Origin of the sequence: Protofrankia sp. Cj5 (assembly GCF_917627405.1) — a bacterium.
Lineage (GTDB): Bacteria > Actinomycetota > Actinomycetes > Frankiales > Frankiaceae > Protofrankia.
On the sequence record NZ_CAKJTO010000011.1, the window covers coordinates 1 to 19,172 of the forward strand.

The following is a 19,172-nucleotide window of genomic DNA, read 5'->3' on the forward strand; positions in this document are numbered from 1 at the left end:
GGCCCGCGGCGCGGCCGGCCGCGGGAGCGCTGACCGCGGGGCTGGGACCGGTTTCTAACGACATGGCACTACCTCGAAAGAAAGTAGGAGACGAAGGCGGTTTCGCGCACACGACCGCCGGGCGGGCCGGGGGTCACGGCGTTCCCAGCGATACCTGTGCATGATCAATGGCTTCCGGTGAAAGGTCGACGCCCCGGCGCAGGGTGCGCGCGACACGTCCGTGGCTCAGGACGTGGACACGGTCGGCCAGGCGGGCCAGCTCCTCGCTGTCGGTCGAGACCAGCAGGACCGCCGTGCCCGCGTCCGCGCTGCGCTCGATGATGCCGTGGACCTGATCACGCGCCTTCACGTCGATGCCGGCGGTCGGATCGTCGAGCACGAGTGCCTTCGGGGACAGACGCAGCGCACGGGCGACAAGCACCTTCTGCTGGTTACCACCGGACAGGCTTGTGATGGGTGCGTCCACGCCACGGGTCACGATCCCGAACTCGTCGACCCACCTGCGTACCTCCTGACGTTCGGAGCCGGCGTGGATGTAGCCGCACCGGACGTGGCGGCGCAGCGATCCCATGGTCAGGTTCTGGCGGACCGTCAGGTCGGCGAAGGTGCCGTAGCGCGCCCGTTCCCCCGGCACGAAGGCCAGGCGGGCGGCCATGGCCGCGGCGGGACGCGCCGGCGGGACGGCGACACCGTCCACGGACACGCGGCCCGCCCGGGGCAGCCGTCCGCTGAGCATCGCGCCCAGCGCCTCACGGCCCGACCCGGTCAGGCCGGCGATCCCGACGATCTCCCCGCGGCGCACGGTGGTGGACACCTCGGTCACGGTTCCCCCGGCGATTCCCACGAGTTCCAGCACGGCGGGGCCGGCCGCCTCGGCCGTCTCCTCGCGCCCGGCCGAGATGACCAGATCGTGACCGACCATCAGCCGGCCGAGGGTGTCGTGGTCCATGCCGGCGGCGTCCACCGATGCGGCCTTCCGGCCGTCGCGCAGGACCGTGATGCGGTCGGCGATGTCGAGGACCTCGTCGAGGTGGTGCGAGACGATGAGCACGCTGTGCCCGGCGTCTCGCAGCCGCCGGATCGTCGCCAGCAGCCGGTCCACGTCGGCCGCGGGCAGCGCGGCGGTCGGCTCGTCGAGCACCAGCACGGCGTTGCCCTGGTCCGGTTCGGGCAGCGCCCGCGCGATCGCGAGACCGGTGCGGTCGGCCAGCCCCAGCTCGCCCACGGGGGCGCGGACGTCGATGTCGAGCCCGACCCGCGCCACCCGCTCCTGCGCCCGCCGCCGGGCCTCCCGCCAGCGGATCCGGCCGAGGAAGCCGCGCGGGTAGGACAGCCCCAGCATCAGGTTCTCCACCGCGCTGAGGTCGAGGAGGAGCCCCAGATCCTGGTGGACGAAACGGATCCCGGCGTCGTGTGCCGCCGCCGCTCCCAGCTGCAACGGCACGCCCCGCACCACGACGCTGCCACCCGGGTCCGGGCGGTGGTACCCGGCCAGGATCTTGATCAGAGTGGACTTGCCCGAGCCGTTCTGCCCGACGAGGGCGTGCACCCGGCCCTCGTCGAGGGTGAGGTCGACACGATCGAGGACGACCTGCCCGGAAAACGTCTTGGACAGCGTGCGGATGTCCAGGGCCGGCGTGTTCACCCGGTCCGCCCGCGAAGCTGTCCCACCCGCACCATCGCTCACCTGGCCCACTGCTTTCACATTGCTGTCGGATTATGCCGTCAGGCCGCTTGTCACCCGGTTGTTGGACAGTTGTCGGCTGGCGGTGGCCGCCGCTCGGGAACTCCACCGTGGTTCAGGCCTCCCGCGGCACCGGAAAAGGCACCGCGGGAAGGCCCGGCACACCGGGCTGGTGGCCCCGGACGGACGCCGCCGGAATTCCTGTCAGGTTCAACCGGGGGCTAGGGCGTGTCTGATGGATCTTCGATCGTGCGGATCAATGCCCAGAAGGCGTCCTGCGGCGTTGTCGTCGGTCCGGATAGAACACCGCTATCCGGGCCTCCTCCGCCTTGCAGGCCACTTTCTGGATCATCGCCCACATCGACCAACATCCATCAGACACGCCCTAGAGGCCCCACAGCTTCTTGAACGTGTCCTTGAAGCCGGTCGGGCCGGGCCAGCCGTACTTCTCGTCCACGAGGGGCTTCGCCTGGTCGGGCGTGGTCACAAGATAGAAGGGCGTGACGGCGGCCTTGCGCTCGTCCGGCAGCGACCACTGGTCGACCGCGACACGAGCCATCTGGTCCACCATCGTCCACATCGCGAGCTCCTGTGGGAGCGCGCTCCACGCCGCCGAGGTGCCGTTGACGACCTCGGTGAACTGTGGCTGCGCGCCCTGGGTGCCGACCAGCTTCACCTTGCCGAGCATCCCGGCTGTCTTCAGGACGGCCGGGACGCCCTTCTCCAGGCCGTTGTAGGTGAAGTAGACGTAGTTGACGCCGGGATTTGCCTGCAGGTAGGAGGAGATGTTCTGCGGCACGGCGCCACCGGCGAGATCGTTGACCGTCGTCTCAAGGACGTGAACCTTGCAGGTGGGGCAGTTCTTGGCGAGCTCCGCCCGCATCCCGTCGGCCTGTGCCGTCAGGATGGGGTAGGAGGGGATCGTCACCAGCAGGACGTCGGCCTTCCCGTTCGAGTCCGTGGCTACGAAGTCGGCTATCGCGCCGCCGGTGATGCCGGCCGCGGAGCCGTCGGTGCAGTCCGCGTAGAGGTTGTTACCCGGTCCCGCGGGCACGTCCGTGGAATAGCACATGAACAGCGGGATGCCCTTGGACTTCGCCTGGTTCATCTGCTGCTTGAACAGGTCGACGGGGTAACCGGTGGTGGCGATGTAGTCCACGCCCGCGTCGATGGCCTGTTGGACGGCCGAGCCCGGGTCGGTGGCGGTGGCGCTCAGCGTGGTCAGGTTCCAGCCCAGGGCCGCGGTGGCGTCCTTGACGAAGCCGGCCAGGATGGCGCAGTTCGGGTCCGCGCACTGGACGAAGGCAACCTTCTTCTTCGGCGGGGCCGACTTCAGCGGCGTGGACTGGACAATGCTCGTCGGCTGCGTCAGATAGTTGGCGAGGTTCGCCTTGGCCGCGGCTAAGGACGTGTCGGAGGCTGGCGTCTGGCCTGTCGCCGGTGCCGTCGAGCCCGCATTGTCTGCGCAGGCCGCGAGGACTAGCGCGAGGGCCGCGCCGACGACGAGCGGCATTATTCTTCGAGAACCACGATGCATGTGATTACCCCGTCGCTCCGTGAGGGGAAAGGCCGGCAGCCGGACGAACAGCCGGCACCAGCCGGCTATCGTCTCGGAATAGCGTCGCCGAGTGATAAAAAATCAGTTGGAAAACAGTTGGGTGTGGGGCGGGGCTGTCGCCACCGACAGATCTGGATACCGAGTCAAGGCCAGATCAAGTGCCAGGAAAAGTATTCCTCGGCATGCTCGCTGTCAAGGACATGCTCGGCGGCCCGTTCCTGGAGGTTCACCGAGAATCGGACGCGCCCAGCCGCCGTCCAGGCACCATGACCACATACGAGGCGTTCCCTCCCCTCCCCGGCCGGCGGACCGGACACGCGGGCCGAAGATGCGCCCGAGGTGCCCGAGGTGCCCGAGGTGCCCCCACACCGGCCCGTGGTCCACGTCACACGGGAACCATAAACGTCATAACGATTAACCGCAAGGGGAGCGGCGCGGGGAGAGCGCGCATCGCCCGTCCCCCAGACGCCGACCTGCGCAACAGCACCCTTGCGACGCTCTTGCCGCTAACTCATCATGAGGAATACAGTCTCGCTCCGCGACCGGGGCGACGCGATGGCAGCGCGCCTGCGGACACCGGGAGGCGGCGGGTGTGCCGGGAAACATCGAGGCGCTCGGCCGCGTCCTCGGTCAGGCCGCGTCCTCAGTCAACCGGGTGCGCGCGGGAATCGCTGCCCACCACCAGCAGCTTACCGGGAGCCCGTTCACCATTGGTCAGCCAGTAACCGCCATCGCGATGTAAACCGACCTGATCGGGCGGAGCGCACCTGCCGTCAACCCGGTGGGTGTCAAAGCCGGTGCTCACCCCGGCGAAGGTCTCGTGACAGCTCGGGCAGTGGGCGGCGCTCAACGCCGTCCACCGGACACCGCATCGCCCGCAGCTCAACAGAGTCGGACGGTCGTAATCGACGTCCCGACCAGCCACTGGCTCGCTCCCTCACCCGTCCGACCCCGCATCCGCCACGGACCATGATGCGGTGGCCGGCGATCGAAGGCGCAGGCAGGGGCGGCCAGCCATGCGATACCTCGCATGGTAATGCGGCCCCAACGGGCCGCCCCGGTATCGACGCATGGTTGTCCGGCGACCGGGTGGCCCGGTCGCCGGACAACCATGCTCACGTCTGCCGGGGACCAACCCTCATAGAGATCATCAGGGCAGGCTGGCGGACACCGCCGTGATCCTGTCGATCGCTGTCACCCGGCGAACCCACCGCCGCTACCGCTACCACCGCCGGTCGTGGGACCGGACCCGGAGCCGGTGGCGCCGGACAGCGCGTCCGCGGCGCTGGACAGCGCACCGCGGGTGATGTCCAGCGCGGCATGCGCGACATCGTTGGCGGTGTTCTTGCCGGTGCTACCGGGGTCGGTGGCCGCATCGCCGCCGCTACCGGGGCTGGTGCTGTTTCCCGCGGGGGAGCCAACGCCTGGAGCAGGGGTGGTGCTGGCGCTGGTGTTGATCCCACCGGCGCCGGAGGCCGCGTTCGCGGCGCTGGACAGCGCGCCGCGGGTGATGTCGATGGCAACGCGGGACACATTGCCGGCCGCACCGGCCGCCGTGGCGCCCGGGTCACCACCAGCGGCCGTCGGGGAGGGGAAGGCGCTGGCCGGAGCCGCGCCCAGGAGCGCGGCGAGCACCCCGGTGACGGTGATGACACCGGCACGCCGCAGGGTTCTGGCGGTCATGCTTGCCCCCAGCAGATATCCGTAGTGGACGTTTCCTGGAACCGTAGATCGATACGTGAGGGGAAGGGGTCACATACCGGGCACTGTGGCAAGGGTTTCATCACAACCGATCCCATCGAGTCATCCGCACGCTCCCGGGGACTGGGGCGGCCGAGAGGAGGGAACACCATCGGTGAGACAACGGACGCGGGGAGGCCATGATGTCCAGGACAGCGACGGACCATCGGATACATGGTGACGCCGCCGCGGGCGCGGTGTGGGCTGTCCTGCTTGTCCTGGGCATCGCTGTGACCACGCTCGGCGTCGCGCTGGTCGCCAACCCGTCCAGCTCGGCGGACACCCTGGCCATCCTGGTCGGGCTGGCCCTGGTGCTCACCGGGATCACCGAGGTGCTCGCGGCGGGACGGGCGACGGAGCCCGCCCTGGCGGCCGTGTTCGGCGTTCTGCTGGTGGTGGGCGGGATCGTGGCGCTGGCCTGGCCTGATGTGACCCTTTGGACACTGGCCATAGTCGTCGGTGTGTCCCTCATGGTGGCCGGGCTCATCCGGTTGGTCATTGCCGCGGCCGCTCCGGCGGGAGAGCCCGGACGCGGGCGGGCCGTGGCCGTCGCGATCCTGTGCGTGATCGCCGGTATCGTGGCCGTGTCCTGGCCGTCAGCGACCGTGTTCGTCCTGGCCGTGATCTTCGGAATCTGGGTGATCGTTCACGGGGTCACACAGATCCTCCTTGCCCTGGGCCTCCGCCGGGCGCTACAGGCCAGCCACTGACAGCGGGCGGGTGTGGACACCCGGTCCGGTTTCAGCGCCGGCCTGGGCGTCCACGCGAGGCCTCCGCCTTCCCCCACGGCTACCAGGCGGCGGTACCGCCGTCGACGTTGAGAAGCGCGCCGGTGATGCCCGCACCGGCGTCGCTGACGAGCAGCCGGGCCATCGCGGCGACCTCCTCGACCGTGTTCAGCCGCTTGATCGCGGCATCGTTCGCGTACGTCTGGAGGAACTCCGCATAGGTGATCCCGGCACTGGCCGCGGCAGCGGGACCGGCATCTTTCATCATGTCCGTCTCGATCGCGCCGGGACAGATCGCGTTACAGGTGATCCCGCTGGTGCCGTACTCGAACGCCGTCGCCTTGGTGAATCCGTTGAGCGCGTGCTTGTTGGTGATGTAATGGCTGACAGCGGCCTTGTTGCCCTGTTTGCCCTCGACGGAGGAAATATTGATGATCCGCCCCCAGCCGCGGGCAAGCATGGACGGGACAGCCCGCCGGGTGGCCCAGAAAACAGCGTTGATGTTCCAGTTGAGGGCGTTGGTCCAGGCCTCGTCGGTTAATTCGTGGATCAGGGCGAACCCGTCACTGCCACCGGCATTGTTCACGAGGATGTCGACGCGGCCGTAGTGCGCGACAGCGGTGTCGATCAGTCCCTCCACATCGCTTTGCAGCCGGACGTCACCGGGCACGAACTGGGCCCGGTCGCCGGCCGCGAGCTCATCGAGAGCCTCCTTGCCCTTGGCCTCGGAACGGCCGCTGATCACGACGTTCGCGCCGTCGGCGAGGAGGGCCTCCACGATCCCGCGGCCGATGCCACGGCTGCCTCCGGTGACGACGGCGACACGTCCGTCGAGATTCATACGCACGACCTCCTGGTCGGAAAAGGGGTAATCACAATACGGGCGGTCCGGAAAAGGACGCCCGGGAAAAAGACGGCCGGGAAACGCTGGGGGGTCACCGCGGGATGTCGGCACCGCCCTCGTCGAGCAGCCGCTCGACGACCCGGTGGAACTGCTGGAGACCGGGCTCGTTGCGGCCGAAGACGAAATCCGTGCCGTCCAGCGCGGCAAGCCCCCGCTGCACACCGAAGCCGGTCGCGTAGTCCTCGTCCAGCACGACATCGTGGAACCAGTCGCGGGTGGTGTCCGCGGCCGTGCGTTCCTCGTCGTCGGCCGGTGGGTGACGCAGCAGGATCAGCTGCTGGGTCCGGGACTCCTCGACGGTGCGGCCGGGCAGCACGAGCGACACCGCGACCTGCTGACGCCAGCCCCCGGAGAACGCCAGTCCCGGGAACACCCAGAAGATCGCGCCGACGCAGGCGGCCGGATCCCAGCTCCGCGGTGGTTGCGTGGCCGCCTCGGCAATGGGCCGCAGCGCGAACGCGTTGCGCTGGTGGGGGCCCCAGCTGTCGAACGCGGCCATGTTCGACAGGTTGGTCCGGAAAACCGTCGTCCGGTGCAGCGAGGCGAAGTGGTATCCCTCGAGGTACCCGTCAACCGTGACCTTCCAGTTCGGCCCGGGTAACACGCGCGTGGAGTAATGGTGGCACCCGGCGAGCCCCAGTCCGTCGAGCAGCGGCTCGAGGTCACCGAGCCAGTTGTCCAGGTCGAGCGGACGGCCCGGGGTGAGCCCCACGAAGACGATGCCGGCCCGTTCCTCGGCGGGCAGCGACACCAGCCCGGCGCGGCCGCGCTCCAGCGCTCCGAACGTCTTCTCGCCGGCGACCCCGACGAGGCAGCCCGCCATGTCGTAGGACCAGGCGTGGTAGGGGCAGGTGATCCGCTGTGCTCGGTTCGTCCGGCCAACGCCCTCGGCGACCAGCTCGGCGCCCCGGTGGCGGCAGGCGTTCACGCTGGCGTGCACGGCACCGGCGGCGTCACGGGTGATGAGGACCGGGATGTCGACGACCTGAATGGCCTTGTAGCTACCGGGCTCGGGCAGCTCGCACGACATCGCCAGCGGCAGCGGGACCCGCCGGTGGATGCTGTTGATCTCGTCACGCCAGCGCCGCGGGTCAGAGTAGTTGCGGACGGGCTCACGCCACTGCGCCGGGGCCTGGTCGGTCCCGTTCTCCTGGTAGAGCCGGACCAGCCGCGCCATCACCGACCGCGCGTCCCGGCCCACGACATCATCGGCATGGCCGTCCAGCATGGAGGTGTAGACGGGGGTGGCGGAGGGCGCGGACGGAGGAGCCGTGTCCGTGCTGGTCATCGGAGCGACCCTGTCAACACACACATCATTTTTACCGGCACGCCCGAAACCTCCTCCGTCACGATCCGGGTAACTATGATCCGCATCACATCCCCTTAACTAGAGAATGTCAACAGTAACTTTTTGCGATGCCAGCAGTGCTCCCCGGCGGCGGACCGACGCCCACTCGCTCGCCCAGCCACCGGCGACAGCCCGAACCGACCACGGGCCCGACGCGGCGACGCGACCACGGCGCCTCCTGGGCCGGCACACTTAAGATCAAATACTTACTGAAGTTATCATCAATATAGTGACCTATGCCAACGCGGACTGAGCCTCGCGGACGAGCGGGTACAGCTGACGCGACGATCAGGCCTCAACCACCCGCGCATGTTTCTTGACTCGGATTCCCAAAAGCCGCAGCATGACCGGAATCACAGACCGATGGCCGGACCAGGGCCTGCCCGGCGCTGCCCGGCACGACGCCGGGCGCGGTCCACGGCCTGGCCAGGAGAGGCAACAGCGATGACGCAGCCAGCGACCGGAACAGACCCGCACCCGCTCGACGACGCTGCCCGCGCCGCGCTGACCGACCTCGTCGTGCGGGGTATGCGGCGCGGCCCGGCCCCAGACCTGGACCGTCTGGTGCAGGCCGGGCTGGCGCTGGCCAAGGGGCCGGTGACGATGCCCACCGCCAGTGCCAGAACCCTCGTCGGCGGCTGGTCCCGGCTGCCGGCAGGCTCCCCCGAGCGGGAGCGGGTCACCGTTCTCTACCACGCGTTCCTGCCGGTCAACAGCCGGTTACGGGAACTGTGTACGGCCTGGCAGCGCCGGCCGGACGGCGCACCCAACGACCACGGCGACGCCGTCTACGACGCGTCAGTGCGCGACCAGTTCGACGACGTGCACACGGCCATCACACAGATCATCCGCCGGCTCGCCGACCAGGTCCCCGCGCTCGCCCGCTACCGCGGCGAGCTGGGCGCCGCGCTCGACGCGTTTGACGCCGGTGACACCACCGCCCTGACCGCGCCGCTGAGCGACTCCTACCACACGGTGTGGATGCGGCTGCACCAGGAGCTGCTGCTGCTGCTCGGCGTGAGCCGGGCCGAGGACGAGGCGCTGGAGAACCTGCTGGTCTCGAGGGCCGGCGGGTGAGCACCGCATCATCAGCTCCGTTCCCCGGCGTGCCCCTCATCCCGTACGGCCACGGTCATGTCCGCGGCCTGGATGCCGCTGAGCTCGGCACGCACGGCATGGAGATGGACAGCCTCGTCCGGCTGGGGCTGCCGACCGTGCCGGGCCTCACGATCCCGGCGTCACGTGCCGGCGACCTGACCGACACAGCCGTCGCCCGTGGCGCGGTCGAGCTGCTGTCCGCGCTTGCCAGCCGACGGGTCGGGCAGAGCGAGCGGCCCATGTTGATACGGCTCGTCGCGAGCGCCCCGGTGCCGGCGGCGGGCCTGCCACCGATGGTCGCGGGCCTCGGGCTCTGCCTCGACACGGCCCCAGCGCTGTGCGCGGCGATCGGCCGCGCGGAGGTGCTGTACGAGACCTGGTCGGCTACGGTGCGAAGCATCGCCGAGGGTGCTCTCGGCGTCCCCGCGGATGACATCGACGGCGTGGTCCTGGACAACCCCGACCCAGCCAAACGGCTGCACGCGCTGCTGGAGATGTGCGAGCGGCTGGGCAGCCGGCCATACCCGGACGACCCGGCCGAGCAGGTCGCGCTCGCTGCCACCGCGAAGTTGGCCCGGTGGCGCTCCCCGCGGGGGCGGCGTGCCCGCGCGGCCCAGTCGCTGCCGGCTGACACCCCGATCGCGCTGCATCTCCAGGCCCTGCTCATCGGCCCGTGGGCGCGTTCGGGGCACGGGAGCGCGACCAGCCGCGACCCCGACAGCGGCGCATTCGCGCCGAGCGGGGTGTTCCATCGCGGCGTGCGCCGCAACGAGTCACCGAGCGGGCCGGGCGAGCCGGTGACGCGGCTCCCCGGTGGCGCCGATCTCCTGCGGGCGGCGCTGGCCACCCTCGAGCACCACTTCAACGCCGTGGCGCACGTCGGGTTCGAGCTGCGCGACGGCGAGCTCGCCCTGCTCAGCGCGGCTCCCTACGACCACCCCAGCCCAGCCGCCGCGGTACGGCTCGCCGTGGACCTGGTCGCCGCCGACACCATGGACCGCGCCACCGCGGTACTGTCCGTAGCTCCCCAGCAGGTACAGGCATTGTTGCACCCACAGCTGCGGCTGCGCGGCGGCGAGCCGCTGCTGGTGCGCGGGCTCGCGGCCTCCCCCGGGGCGGCCAGCGGACGGATCACGCTGTCCAGCGGCGACGCGGTCGAGCGGGCCGCGGACGGTGTGCCCGCCATCCTGGTGATGACCGAGACGACGCCCGCGGACGTACCGGGCCTGCTGGCCGCGGACGCCGTCGTCACGACGGGCGGAGGGCTCGCCTCGCACGCGGCTGTGGTCGCCCGCGGCGCCGGCAGGCCCGCGGTGTGTGGCGCGTCCGCGCTGCGGGTCGATCCGGTCACGGGCCGCGTCGGCGCCGACGGGCAGGAGCTGCGCGAGGGGGACGTCATTTCTGTCGACGGGCGGACCGGTGAGGTGTATGCCGGGGCGGTCCAGGTGCGCCCGGCGGCCCCGTCCGCGGAGCTCGATGTTCTGCTCGGCTGGGCCGACGACCACCGCCGGCTCGGGGTTCGGGCCAACGCGGACACCGCGGCCGACGCGGCGAGCGCCGTCCGGCTGGGCGCCGAGGGCATCGGTCTGTGCCGCACCGAACACCAGTTCCTGGGTGCCCGGCTGCCGCTGGTCCGCCGGGTCATCATGGCTGAGGATGCCGACGACGAGCGCGAGGCTCTCGTGGCCCTGGCTGACGCGCAGCGCGAGGACTTCCGTGACCTGCTGCGTGCCGTGGGAGATCGACCGCTGACGGTACGTCTGCTGGATGCTCCGATGCACGAGTTCCTCCCCCATGACGGCGACGGCGACGACGACGACTGGCAGGCCGCCCGCGCCGCGGCGCTGCGCGAGGCCAACCCCATGCTCGGGGTGCGCGGCGTACGGCTCGCCGTGGTGCGTCCCGGGCTCTATCCGGCTCAGGTCGGTGCCCTGTTCGCCGCCTGGATCGACGTGGCCGCCGAAGGTGTGCGCCCCGCCCTCGAGGTGATGATCCCGCTCGTCTCGATACCGCGGGAACTGGCGCTGGCCGCCACCGATGTCGCCGCCGTCGCCACCGACGTAGCCCGGCGCACCGGCGTCGACATTCCCTACCGCATCGGCACGATGGTGGAGACACCGCGGGCCGCGCTGCTGGCCGGCCAGCTGGCGGCGCACGCGGAGTTCCTGTCCTTCGGTACCAACGACCTCACCCAGCTCACCTACGGTTTCTCCCGCGACGACGTGGAGAGCCGGCTGCTGGCCACCTACGTCGAACGCGGACTGCTCCCGTCGAGCCCGTTCGCCGAGCTCGACGGCGAGGGCGTGGGCGCGCTGCTCGCCATCGCCATCCGGCGGGCGCGGGCAGCCCGGCCCGACATCACGATCGGAGTATGCGGGGAGCACGGTGGCGACCCAGCGTCGATCGCGCTCCTTGAACCGCTGGGCTTGGACTATATCTCCTGCTCACCGCGGCGGGTGCCGGTCGCGCGGCTCGCCGCCGCCCAGGCCCGTCTGAACGCCGCGGCCACCCAGGGTGAGGATGCCATGGCTTCCATGATCAGCCCGGAGGGCCTGTCATGACCGTTGCCGCCGCCCAGGCCACCGCCGTGGCGGCCTCCCACGACCACGGCCGCGAGCGCGAGCGCGAGCGGCGCGAGGATCTCGTGAGCCTGCGGGAAACCGTCATGCAGGCCTGCCTGGAACTGGGCGGCCCGGCCGTGGCCCGCGGGCTCGGCGACGACGGGCCGGGCTTCGACGAACACGCCTGGACGGTCCTGGGCCGCGAGATCGGTCTGGCCTGCCTCGGGCTGCCCGAGGACATCGGCGGTGCGGGCGGCCTCGCCGAGCTCACCACCGTCGCCGAGGTGCTGGGCGCCACCCTGCTGCCGGTACCGTTCCTGTCCTCGACCGTGCTGGCCGGCCAGGTGCTGGCCGGGGCCGGTGGGCCGGCGGCGGCACTCGCGGACATCGCGGCCGGGCAGGTGACCGGGCCCGCGGTCACCGACGCCGACGGGCTGTGGCGGCCCGGCCGTCTTCAGCTGACGTTCCGTGACGAGGGCGGGGACAGCGGCCGTGACCGGGTGGTCCTCGACGGGGTCGCGCCCTTTGTGCTGGACGGTCCGGGTGCGCGCAGCCTCATCGTCGCGGCCGTGTCCCGGCCGGGGGACGGAGCGGATCTCTTCCTCGTCCCCGCTGACGGCCCCGGTGTGACCGTCACGCGGCTGACCACCCTCGACCTCACCCGGGCACAGGCCCGGGTCACCTTCACCGGCGCGGCCGCGACTCGGCTCACCCGCGGTGGGACCGCGACCGATGTAGTCTGCCCCGCGCTGGACACCACCGGTGTGGTGCTCGCCGCCGAACAACTCGGCGGCGCCCAGGCGTGCCTGGACATGATCGTCTCCTACGCGAAGGAACGCCGCCAGTTCGGCCGTCCGATCGGCGGCTTCCAGGCCGTCAAGCATCTGTGCGCGGACCTGCTCGTGCTCGTGGAGATGTCGCGCTCGGCGGTGGACCGCGCGCTCATCGCCGCCGGCACCCCCGCGTTCGCCGAGGCGGCGGCGGTGGCGCAGGCGTGGTGCTCGGACGCGTTCCGCACCGTCAGCGCGGAAACCGTCCAGTTGCACGGCGGGATCGGGTTCACCTGGGAGCACAACGCCCACCTGTACTTCCGCCGGGCCCGCGCCGACGCGGTGCTGCTCGGCGGTGCCGCCCACCACCGTGAGCGCATCGCCACCGTCCTCGGCTGGTAGCCACCGATCACCGGTACAGACCGGACAGGTGGGCGAGGCCGTGGCCGGGACGGATCAGTCATCGCACCCTGCTACCGGTGGAGCTGGTGTGCGGTTGGTCGGACGGTTGTCCCTGACGTCACTGTCGCTGGCGAGAGCGACCGTGCCGAGGCTGTTGAAGATTCTCTCCGGGGCGGCGGTGGCCGCATTACGAGCCACGACACTGTCGTGCGGTGCAGTGGTAGTCGAAGAGAAGACGAGATCGACGACATCGGCGATATCAACCGTGCTGTTGCCGAGGCCCGTCGGTCGCTCGCGGCCATCGAACCATTCACGCTGATCGTGGGTCCGGCGACCGGCTCCCCGGACTCGATCGGACTCGATCGGACTCGCCGTCGTCCCCTGGGAGCCGCTGCTTGCCCTGAATGACCACCTCCTTGACGCGGGGGCCCGCACGGTGAAAGCCATGGGCGAACCTGACGAGTTCCACCCATATATCAACATCGCCTACGTCGGCGAAACGATCGACGCGCGCCCGGTCGTCGAGACCGTCGCGACCCTGCGGGAGCTGCCCCGGATCCGCGTCGTGGTCCATTCCGTCGCCCTGGTGGAGCTGCGCCGCGAGAGCCCGTTCAATCCATCACGGCGACGACATCGTGTTCGTCGACACCCGGATGACGGGTACCCACAATGGCCCGTGGGCCGGTGTGCCCGCCACCGGCAGACCCATCGACGTGCGCTGCGGCTGCGTCTTCCACTTCGACGGCGACCGGCTTATCAAGGAGACCGTCTACTTCGACCACGCGACCCTGCTCGGCCAGATCGGCGTCGGCGGCTGACGATCGCTACCAGCGCCTGGTGACGGCCGGACTGATCCGGCCGGGCGTCCATTCGACCGGGCGCATTTGCCCGAGCCCGCGGTTGATCGGACGGGGCGCATGTCCGAGGAGTGGCTCACCCAGCTGCACGCCGAACGCTGATGGCAGCGCGGAGCTACCCAATGCAATGCCCCGCACGACGTGGTGGCCGCCCAGCTGTGTCGATCCGGCAACGCGTCCCGGTTGCCATCACGGACAGATGTGGACAGCTGCTGGCCCTGCGCGATGCCCCTACCCCGCATAGTGGACACTGGTGGCCGTATCCCCGATGATGGTCGGTTCGTCTGAAAGGGCGGCATCATCGGTCGCCTGGCCGGGTTAGATCATCCAGGAGCACGCCTTGTCCACGCAGAATCGTCGCCGGGTCGTCGAGGCTGCCGCCTCCACCTGGGCGGAAGACCTCATCGACATCTCCGGTCGCAACACACTCCTCAACTTCCGCCACAGCAGGACCACCACCCTCGACCTGGCCGACAGCGCCGCTGACGTTCTGGGACGGCTGCTCCACGGCGAACGGGTCCGGCTGTCCGACCTTTTCCCCGATCCGGATGCGATCCTTCGCGCCCGGACCGCCGCCAAGAACATCCGTGGCAAAGCCCGGGTCGTCGAAGAAGAACAGGGCATCCGACCTGCTTTCCTGATCTACGGAGCCCTGTCGTGGACGCCGCCCGGTGGGTCCTCACAGGGCATCCCCCGGCCGAACGCGCCGGTGCTACTCCGACCCGTTGAGATCACACCGATCGACCCCACGGGTAGCGACTTCCATCTCGAGGCCGGCGACGAGATACAGATCAACCAGGTGCTGTTGCACCTCCTGCGACGCAGCTATGGCGTCACCGTTGACCTATCGGGTGTCCTTCCGGAAAACGGGCTGACAGCCAACGGTGTCGACAGCGGCGGATCCCGGGTGACCGGTGACGCGGATGGCGGATGGGTGCCGCCGCGGGTGGGCGACGACAACGAGCCGGCGGACACCACGGCCTCCGCCGCCGATCCGCGAGTGTTCATCGACCGGGCACTGACGCAGGTCGAGCACGTGTTCAGCGCGATCCGGGCGGCCGCCGGGCGGGCGCTGCCAGGGCTCACCGTGACCAAGGAATTCGCGGTGGGGCTCTTCAACTACGAGAAGCTGGCCATGGTGGACGATCTCGGCCGGGCCCATGACCTCATGGCCGCCCATGACATCGTGGCCGCGCTCGCCGGCGATGGCCGAGCACGGGACGCATTGGCCACCAGCGGCCGCGACACGCCCATCCGACCTCCGGACGAGATCGCCCCCGTCGAGGAGTTCATCGTCCTGGATGCCGACTCCTCCCAGCACGCCGCGATCGAAATGGTCCTTGCCGGCCGGCACCTGGTCATCCATGGCCCGCCGGGAACCGGCAAGAGCCAGACCATCGCCAACCTCATCGCGAGCCTCGCCGCGCACGGGAAGACCGCGCTCTTCGTCGCCGAGAAGCGCGCGGCTATCGACGCCGTCGTCGATCGGCTCACCGACGCGGGGCTGGCTGACCTCGTCCTGGACCTGCATGGCGGCGGAACCGCGAAGAACAAGCGGCTGGTCGCGCGTCAGCTCGCCGATACGCTGGAGGCTGCGCGCCAGACACCACCGCCGGATCGGCAGACACGGGTCCGGTACGGGCAGCTCGCCGAACAGCGCCGCACGCTGATCGAACATGAACAGATCATGCACACGATCAGGCCACCGTGGGATCTCAACATTTTCGACGCCCAGTCCGAACTGGCCGGGCTCCCGGATGAGTGCACCAACGACGTCCGTTTCACCGGGTCTGTGCTACGAGATCTCGGCGCGGCAGAGTCCCGGGCTGTCGACTCCGATATCCGTCGACTCGCCGATCTCGGCGGGTTGACGCTCACTCCTGCGGTCTCCCCGTGGGCCGGCGCCCGGGTACGCACGTCCGACCAGGTGCGCGATCTTCGCGATCACGTCAACACGCTGCTGAGTAGCGCCCTACCCGACGCCGACCGCCTCCTGAGCGAGCTGATCACGCGAACCGGACTCCGGCAGCCCGCCGTCGTGGCCGAATGGGAAGAGATAATCACGCTGCTGGATGACCTCCAGCAGCTGCTGGAACACCACGTCGACGAGGCGATCACCGCCTCCGCGGACGAGCTGGCAGCTCTTGTCGAGGCCACGGCGTCCCGCTCGTGGCGACGCCGGAACGCCAGCGGGATGAGCCTTGGACAACGGCGAACTCTGCGACGTCGGGCCAGGGCGCTGCGGCGGGACCGCGCGTTCCGACGCGCCACCCTGCACGCGGGCGTTTCCGCGGTCGTCGCGATCACTGATCGTTGGCGCGCTCTTGCCGTTGACGATCGGGCGCCGAGCGCACCGCCGGAGTTGGCCGAGGCAGCCGCCTCCCACCAGGAGCTGCTGCGCAGGTTGGCCGCGGTTTCGGCGGTACTGGCCACAGCCCGGTTGGAGGACATGTCCGCCGACCGCGCGGCCGACGTGCTACGGCGGATGCGTGACGACCCGATCCTGCAGAACCTGCCTGAGATCAACGACCTGCTGGAGCGGCTGCGCGGTATCGGGCTGGGCACCCTGGTCGATCTTCTCGTTGCCCGGGAGGCCGATGCCGAGACAGCAGCCCAGACGTTTCGATGGACCTGGCTGCGGTCCATCCTCGATGAGCTGGCGCTGACCGAACGTGGGTTCAGCGGATTCCGGGGCGATGCGCACTCGCGCATCGCGGCCAAGTTCGTCACCACCGACTCCGAACATCTTCAGGCCACCACCGATCGGATTCGCCGACTGGTTGCGGAACGCCTGTACCTGGCCATGAACGCCTTCCCAGGGCAGGTGCCGGTGCTGAAAACGCAAGCGCGTAAGAAGACCCGGCACCTTCCCATTCGGGACCTCGTGACAAAGGCCGGCGACCTGGTGCTGGCCGCCCGCCCCTGCTGGGCGATGTCTCCACTGGTCGTGAGCCAGCTGCTGCCCGCGCAACGCCTGTTTGACGTCGTCATCTTCGACGAGGCAAGCCAGGTACGGCCGGCGGACGCGATCACTTCGATCATCCGTGGCCACCAGCTCGTGGTCGCCGGCGACCCGCACCAACTTCCGCCGACGACATTCTTCGCCCGGTTTCTCGCCGCCGGTGACGAGCAGGCCGGTGGCGGCTCCGACGGAACTGGCGACGACGACAGCGACAGCGCGACGAACACTGGAGACTTCGAGTCGATTCTGGATGTCCTGCAGACGCTACTGCCCAGCCGACGACTGCAGTGGCACTACCGCAGCAAGGACGAACGACTCATCACGTTTTCCAACGTCCACATCTACGACAATGATCTGATCACTTTTCCCGGTGTGCTGACCGGGACGCCCGTCGAGCACGTCCTGGTCGACGGGCGGCTGTCCCCGGGCCAGCAGGCCCCGGCACCCGAGGAGGTCGAGGCGGTTGTCGACTTGGTGCTGCGCCACGCCGAGCAACGCCCGACCGAAAGCCTGGGTGTCATCACCATGAGTGATAAGCAGGCGCAGCGGATCGATGCCAAGCTGCGAGCCGCCCGCGCCGGGCGTCCGGATCTCACCGGCTTCTTCTCCGAAAACCCGGACGGCATCCGGCGTCCGTTCTTCGTGAAGAACATCGAACGGGTCCAGGGCGACGAACGCGATTCGATCATTCTGAGCATCGGCTACGCCAAGGGGGTCGACGGCCGTCTCCCCCACAGATTCGGTCCACTCAACCTCGACGGCGGGGAACGACGGCTCAATGTGGCCGTGACCCGCGCACGACGGCGGATGACCGTGGTCAGCTCCTTTTCGGACTATGACATGCACCCGGAGAAACTGCGCGCCACCGGTGCTCGCCTGCTGCGGGCATATCTGGAGTACGCCCGGCTCGGCGCCGACCTGACCGGATCGGGTCAGGCAACCGGAATTGACCTCAACCCCTTTGAGGACGACGTACTGAAGGCCCTGCAGGAAGCGGGCATACGGGTCGTTCCCCAGTACGGGGTGTCCGGTTGCCGAATCGACTTCGCCGCCGCTCATCCCGAACAGCCTGGACGTATGGTGCTGGCCATCGAAGCGGACGGAGCGAGCTACCACAGCTCGCAATCCGCACGGGACAGGGACCGCCTTCGTCAGGAACATCTGGAACGCCTCGGCTGGCGCTTCCATCGAATATGGTCGACAAGCTGGTTCCGGGACCCGATCACCGAGCTGGCGAAGGTGCAGGCGGCCTGGAAGGAAGCGGTCACCGCGGTCGACAGCGATGCACCGGCCCGACCGACCATGCCAACACCGCGAACGAAACCGGTGGGATCCACACCCGTGCCGCCGAGGCGGAAGGGAGCACGGCCACGCCTACGCGCGCGCGGCACGCCGATCGTCCAGTACACCGATTCCCAGCTCGACGCCCTCGTGCGGTGGATCCGCAGTGACGAGCTGCTTCGTACCGAGGAAGAACTGGTGGAGGCGGCCCGATCCGAACTCGGGTACGGCCGGCTCGGCCCGGTGATCCGCAGCCGGCTCACCGAAGCCGTCAGGCGGACCAACGTCGGAAACGGGACAGTCTGATGCCGGACGTGCTGGACACGGTCACCCGGGAACGGTTGGCGCGTCTTATCGTCGACCAGGACGGACCGTATGAACGGACCGGACGCGAGATCGCGGCGCTGTTTCGTCATGCGGATTGGCCGGATCCGGTGGACTACGACGGTTCATACCGGGTCCCCTGGGTCGACGAACTCCTGACATCCAGAGCCGGAGATCGGAATGCGGTCGAACGAATCCTGCGCCGGCTGTGCGACCAGCGGGAGTACGACGACCCACGATCAGCCGTCGCCATGCGGGATGCCGTCAACCGGATTCTCAACACAGACGGCCTCGCCGTGGCTTACCGTGGCGGCCAGAACATTGTTATCGACGTGAGACCATCGGCTGCCGAACCGGCGGCAAGCGCTCCAGTCGAGTTGACCGTTGACATAGCCGACTTCGTACACGACCACGCTATGGTCGGACTGCTGCGGAGTCGACTCGGCGAAGCCGTGACATGCAGAGAAAATGGCGCCTACTTCGCGGCGATCGTCACGGTGGGAAGCCTTCTCGAAGGCGTCCTGCACGCGGTGGTGCAACAACGAGACAAAATTCTGGCGGCCGAGAGCACCAGCGGAACCCGTACCGCTGCGACATCCGCGTCCGGTCGCGGGAACAGAGATCAGCCCAATCTTTACAACCTCATCGACACCGCGCACCGGTACGGACTCATCAAGCGCGACGCCAAGGACTTCGCCCAGGTCTTGCGCGAATACCGCAACTTCGTCCACCCGCGGTCCCAACTTGAACGCAACGTGCATCCGGACGCCGACCTCGCGACCATCTGCTGGAATGTCGCGATCATGACCCTCAACGACCTTGGCGCATCGCATTCGCAGACCCGGGATGGCGACCCGCGCTCGGATGGGCCGAAGTCATCCCGTTGAACGGTTACCGGGATCACGCCGCCGGACGCGGCTGCAGCGGCGGTCCGGCAGGTGACGAGGTGCGCCGT

At 69.3% G+C, this 19,172-nt stretch carries 13 protein-coding genes; 7 read left to right on the top strand and 6 right to left on the bottom strand.

Going from position 1 to position 19,172, the window contains the following annotated elements:
• Positions 1-133: 133 nt before the first annotated feature.
• From MJ777_RS04375 to MJ777_RS04390, 4 genes are all read right to left on the bottom strand, one after another.
• The gene (locus MJ777_RS04375; protein WP_239310665.1) at positions 134-1,687 is read right to left on the bottom strand and encodes a sugar ABC transporter ATP-binding protein; all 1,554 of its coding nucleotides are present in this window, start codon (positions 1,685-1,687) and stop codon (positions 134-136) included.
• A gap of 382 nt (positions 1,688-2,069) precedes the next feature.
• A complete protein-coding gene (locus MJ777_RS04380; protein ID WP_239347515.1) occupies positions 2,070-3,197 on the bottom strand; it encodes a substrate-binding domain-containing protein in 1,128 nt (375 codons plus the stop codon).
• A 688-nt stretch (positions 3,198-3,885) separates the two neighbouring features.
• Complete coding sequence (locus tag MJ777_RS04385; protein ID WP_239310667.1) at positions 3,886-4,167, bottom strand: hypothetical protein; 282 nt, start codon at positions 4,165-4,167, stop codon at positions 3,886-3,888.
• A 269-nt stretch (positions 4,168-4,436) separates the two neighbouring features.
• Entirely contained in the window at positions 4,437-4,925 is a 489-nt protein-coding gene (locus tag MJ777_RS04390; protein ID WP_239373341.1) for a hypothetical protein, read from the bottom strand.
• Between the two features lie 200 nt (positions 4,926-5,125).
• Here MJ777_RS04390 and MJ777_RS04395 point away from each other — a divergent pair, with 200 nt between their 5' ends.
• A complete protein-coding gene (locus tag MJ777_RS04395; RefSeq protein ID WP_239373343.1) occupies positions 5,126-5,692 on the top strand; it encodes an HdeD family acid-resistance protein in 567 nt (188 codons plus the stop codon).
• 79 nt (positions 5,693-5,771) lie between these two features.
• Here MJ777_RS04395 and MJ777_RS04400 read toward each other — a convergent pair whose 3' ends face one another.
• Both MJ777_RS04400 and MJ777_RS04405 read right to left on the bottom strand, forming a co-directional pair.
• Positions 5,772-6,551 (bottom strand): SDR family NAD(P)-dependent oxidoreductase, encoded by a 780-nt coding sequence (locus MJ777_RS04400; protein WP_239347518.1) that lies wholly within the window; start codon positions 6,549-6,551, stop codon positions 5,772-5,774.
• A gap of 94 nt (positions 6,552-6,645) precedes the next feature.
• Positions 6,646-7,902 carry an aromatic ring-hydroxylating dioxygenase subunit alpha gene (locus tag MJ777_RS04405; RefSeq protein WP_239373345.1) on the bottom strand — a complete coding sequence of 419 codons (1,257 nt, stop codon included), beginning with the start codon at positions 7,900-7,902 and terminating at the stop codon, positions 6,646-6,648.
• 504 nt (positions 7,903-8,406) lie between these two features.
• On the opposite strand from MJ777_RS04405, the gene MJ777_RS04410 reads away from it, so the two are divergent.
• The 6 genes from MJ777_RS04410 (at position 8,407) to MJ777_RS04435 (ending at position 19,104) form a co-directional block, all read left to right on the top strand.
• Positions 8,407-9,039: a hypothetical protein gene (locus MJ777_RS04410; protein WP_239310672.1), complete on the top strand. Its 633-nt coding sequence runs from the start codon at positions 8,407-8,409 to the stop codon at positions 9,037-9,039.
• Positions 9,036-11,621 carry a putative PEP-binding protein gene (locus MJ777_RS04415; RefSeq protein ID WP_239373347.1) on the top strand — a complete coding sequence of 862 codons (2,586 nt, stop codon included), beginning with the start codon at positions 9,036-9,038 and terminating at the stop codon, positions 11,619-11,621. Before MJ777_RS04410 ends, MJ777_RS04415 begins: the two co-directional genes overlap by 4 nt.
• Entirely contained in the window at positions 11,618-12,793 is a 1,176-nt protein-coding gene (locus MJ777_RS04420) for an acyl-CoA dehydrogenase family protein (protein ID WP_239373349.1), read from the top strand. Before MJ777_RS04415 ends, MJ777_RS04420 begins: the two co-directional genes overlap by 4 nt.
• Before the next feature lie 635 nt (positions 12,794-13,428).
• On the top strand, positions 13,429-13,611 hold the full coding sequence (locus MJ777_RS04425; protein ID WP_239310676.1) for an ester cyclase: 183 nt from the start codon (positions 13,429-13,431) through the stop codon (positions 13,609-13,611).
• A 379-nt stretch (positions 13,612-13,990) separates the two neighbouring features.
• Entirely contained in the window at positions 13,991-18,199 is a 4,209-nt protein-coding gene (locus tag MJ777_RS04430) for an AAA domain-containing protein (RefSeq protein ID WP_239373351.1), read from the top strand.
• Complete coding sequence (locus MJ777_RS04435) at positions 18,199-19,104, top strand: hypothetical protein (protein WP_239310678.1); 906 nt, start codon at positions 18,199-18,201, stop codon at positions 19,102-19,104. Before MJ777_RS04430 ends, MJ777_RS04435 begins: the two co-directional genes overlap by 1 nt.
• Positions 19,105-19,172 lie beyond the last annotated feature (68 nt).